This window comes from Mycobacterium simiae, assembly GCF_008370645.1.
Taxonomy (GTDB): domain Bacteria; phylum Actinomycetota; class Actinomycetes; order Mycobacteriales; family Mycobacteriaceae; genus Mycobacterium; species Mycobacterium simiae_A.
The window spans coordinates 1-3906 of the sequence record NZ_VTZN01000288.1; the positions used below are offsets into that span (position 1 = coordinate 1).

At 64.3% G+C, this 3906-nt stretch carries 2 protein-coding genes; one reads left to right on the forward strand and one right to left on the reverse strand.

All coding sequences use genetic code 11. The features are described 5' to 3' along the window. Positions 1 to 2698, forward strand: a 2698-nt coding sequence (locus F0Q45_RS24840; protein WP_149656417.1) for a non-ribosomal peptide synthetase, incomplete at its 5' end; no start/stop codon positions are given. 189 nt (positions 2699 to 2887) lie between these two features. On the opposite strand, the gene F0Q45_RS24845 is transcribed toward F0Q45_RS24840, so the two are convergent. After that, on the reverse strand, positions 2888 to 3730 hold the full coding sequence (locus F0Q45_RS24845) for an SDR family oxidoreductase (RefSeq protein ID WP_262491164.1): 843 nt from the start codon (positions 3728 to 3730) through the stop codon (positions 2888 to 2890). Positions 3731 to 3906: the final 176 nt, after the last annotated feature.

A 3906-nucleotide genomic window follows, 5' to 3' on the forward strand; every position in this document is an offset into this window, starting at 1 on the left:
AATCACCCACCACAACATCACCCAACTCCTCACCGCACCAACCTCGTTCACACCCACAGCCGGGCAGGCGGTAACCCACTGCCATTCCTATGCCTTCGACCTGTCGGTGTTTGAAATCTGGGGCGCGCTGCTGCACGGCGGGCGGCTGGTGGTGGTACCCGAATCTGTGACCCGCTCACCAAAAGATTTTCATGCCTTGCTGGTCGCAGAACGGATCGACATGCTCACCCAGACCCCCTCAGCGGTGGCGCTGCTGTCGCCGCACGCACTTGAGTCAGCCACATTGGTCCTCGGCGGTGAAGCATGTCCCAACGACGTGGTCGACCGCTGGGCACCCGGGCGGGTAATGGTCAATCAATACGGCCCAACCGAAACAACCATGTACGTCTCGATGAGCGCCCCGCTGCGCCCGGGTTCGCAAGCAGCAATCGGCCGTCCGGTATCGGGTGCGGCACTGTTCGTCCTGGATCAATGGCTGCGGCCGGTGCCGCCGGGAGTCGCCGGGGAGTTGTACGTGGCCGGCGCCGGCGTCGGCATGGGCTACTGGCGCCGCTCCGCCTTGACCGCGTCACGGTTTGTCGCCTGCCCGTTCGGCGGGATCGCGACACGGATGTATCGCACCGGCGATGTGGTGCGCTGGGACACTGACGGCCAACTGCACTATGTCGGGCGCGCCGACGCGCAGGTCAAGATCCGCGGCTACCGCATCGAACCGGCCGAAATCGCGGCAGCGCTAACCGAACTCGACGGTGTCGAGCAAGCCGTCGTGATCGCCCGCGAAAACCGCCCCGGCGACAAACGCCTGGTGGCCTACCTCACCGGAACAGCAGATCCCCGGCAGGCGCGCACGGCGTTGGCCACCCGACTGCCCCCCTACATGCTGCCCGCCGCACTAGTCGTACTGCCGGCGCTGCCGCTCACACTCAACGGCAAACTCGACACCCGCGCCCTGCCCGCCCCCGAATATGGAGACGTCGACCACTATCGGGCCCCCACCACCCCGGTCGAAGAAATCCTGGCCGATATCTACGCCCACGTACTTGGACTCGACCGCGTCGGCGTCGACGACTCCTTCTTCGACCTGGGCGGCGACAGCATCTCGTCGATGCAGGTCGCCGCCCGGGCACGCACCGCGGGGGTGCTGTGCCGGCCACGCGACATCTTCACCGAGCAGACGATTGCCGGGCTGGCCCGAGTCGCCCGTATTCACGGGGAGGGTCACGACGGCGATTCACCGTCGGCCCTGACGCCAGCCAATCTACTGCGCGACACATTCGCCGTGGACGTGCCGCTGGACGTGATCGCCAGTCCCGCAATGGATTTACAGACCCTGGCCGGCGACATCGAGACCCAGCGCGCCCCCGGCGCGATGCGACCCAGCTTCGCCTCCGTGCACGGCCGCGGGGCCACCGAGGTGTACGCCCGCGACCTGACACTGGACAAGTTCATCGACGCCCCGACACTGGCCGCCGCCCCGACGCTGCCCCGCGCTAGCGCCGAGGCGCGAACGGTCCTGCTGACCGGGGCGACCGGCTTCCTCGGGCGATACCTCGCGCTGGAATGGCTACAGCGCATGGACCAAGTCGACGGCACCCTGATCTGCCTGGTACGCGCCAAGACTGACGACGAAGCGCGCCTACGGCTCGACAACACCTTCGACGGCGCGGATTCAACTCTGCTGCGCCACTATCAGCTACTTGCCGCCGATCACCTGCAAGTCATCGCCGGCGACAAGAGCCAAGCCAACCTCGGCCTCGACCCACAGACGTGGCAACGACTGGCCGATTCCGTCGACCTGATCATCGACTCCGCGGCCCTGGTCCACCACCTGCTGCCCTACAGCCAACTGTTCGGTCCCAACGCGGTGGGCACCGCCGAGCTGATCCGCCTGGCGCTGACCACCACGCTCAAGCCCTATACGTACGTGTCCACCGGCACCGTGGGTGACCAGATCGATCCGTCGGACTTTACCGAGGACGCCGACATCCGGATCATCAGCCCCACCCGCAGGATCGGTGACAACTACGGCTACCCCAACAGCAAATGGGCGGGCGAAGTCCTGCTGCGCGAGGCCAACGACCTCTGCGGCCTGCCCGTCGCGGTGTTCCGCTGCGACATGATCCTGGCCGACACCAGCTACGCCGGTCAGCTCAACGTCTCAGACATGTTCACCCGGATGATGCTGAGCCTGCTTGCCACCGGCGTGGCGCCCGGCTCCTTCTACCAGCTCGACCCCAACGGAAGCCGGCAACGCGCCCACTACGACGGTCTGCCCGTGGAATTCGTCGCTGAAGCTATTACCGCCCTGGGCGCCCAAGTCACCGACGGATTCCAGACCTACCACGTGATGAATCCCCACGACGACGGCATCGGATTCGACGAATACGTTGACTGGCTCATCGACGCCGGCTACCCAATCCAACGAATTGCCAACTATGGCGACTGGCTGAAGCAGTTCGAGACCAGCCTGCGCGCACTGCCGGATCGACAGCGCCGGCACTCGCTGCTACCGGTGTTGCCGATATTGCACCGCAACCAAGAGCCCGCCGAGCCCATCCGCGGCTCGACAGCACCGACCCAGCGGTTCCGTACCGCCGTGCAACAAGCCAAAATTGGCCCTTACCACGATATTCCACACATCTGCGCCCCGATCATCATCAAGTACGCCACCGACCTAGAGCTGCTCGGGCTGCTCTAACGCTGTGGATGATGTTGCGCCAGAGCCGATGAGGACTGCTGAGGTAGTCCTCATCGGCTCTGGCGCGTAGTCCTAACGCCTAGCGCATATGGCGAGCCAGATGCGCACCTGCGGTAGGTTCGGGGCGCAGCAGCGACCATCGCCGGCCGACAGAGTTAGCGAATAATCCAGCTGAGTCTGTTAAACCAATTACGGGGACGCAATCGCTGCCAACCAGGTGTCCCAGCGTTTCATAAACCTGTTGAGCAGTGTCGGGCTGACGGTGTCTAGTGCCTGCGCAGCCAGCGCCATGCGAGGCGCGATGCGAACGGGTCGGCCCCGTGCGGCCGCCAGCATCCATTCGGCGGCCTCATCCGAGGTAAGTCCGGGTACGTTATCAAATTCCTTCGTTGGATCGATCATTGGAGTCCTGACCAGTGGGTAGTACAGCGTGGTTTGATGCACGCCGCTGTTGGCCCACTCGGTGTCGATCACCCGGCTCACCGCGCTGAGGGCGGCTTTTGAGGCGTTGTAAGCCGAATAGTTCGGCAGTGCTTGGTTGAGCACGACCCACGTCACGACATTGATGATGTGCCCGTCGCCTCGCTCCACCATTCCGGGGGCGAGCGCGCGGATAAGCCTCAGCGGTGCATAATAATTCAGCCGCATCAGACGCTCGATGTCGTGCCAGTTCTGCAATGACCCCAGCATCGGCCGGCGAATCGAAAGGGCAGCGTTGTTGATCAGGATGTCGACACCGTCGTACTGTTCCCTGATCGTGGTGATCAACTGATCGACCGCATCGACGTTGGAAAGATCGCACGCCAGCGCGGACGCCTCGCCTCCTGCCGTGGTGATCCGGGCAACCAGGTCATCGAGTTTTTCCTGACGCCGTGCCACCGCGACGACGTTGGCCCCCTCGCGGGCGAACTTTGTAGCCGCGGATTCGCCGATGCCGGAGGACGCGCCGGTGATCAGGATTCGCTTGCCGCGCAGGTCGACTCGGTCTCGCGATACCCGATCCTTCGCGAGGCGTCCCCGGGGCGGTCGCATGCTTGCCAGGAGCACGGCAGTGGACAGTCGCCGCAGGGGTTTGGTTAGTGGCCGTGCCGACGATTCGGCCGGTGGGCCAACGTTGTTCTGCTCCAAGGCCTCAAGTGTGAGCTTGGCTTTATCGATGAGCGCCATAAGCTCTTCATCGGTCTTATCGACCACTGTTCGGGTAGTTC

Excerpts from the sequence above, each read along its gene's own strand:
- F0Q45_RS24845 (WP_262491164.1), bottom strand. The coding sequence starts at position 3,730 with ATGCGACCGCCCCGGGGACGCCTCGCGAAGGATCGGGTATCGCGAGAC.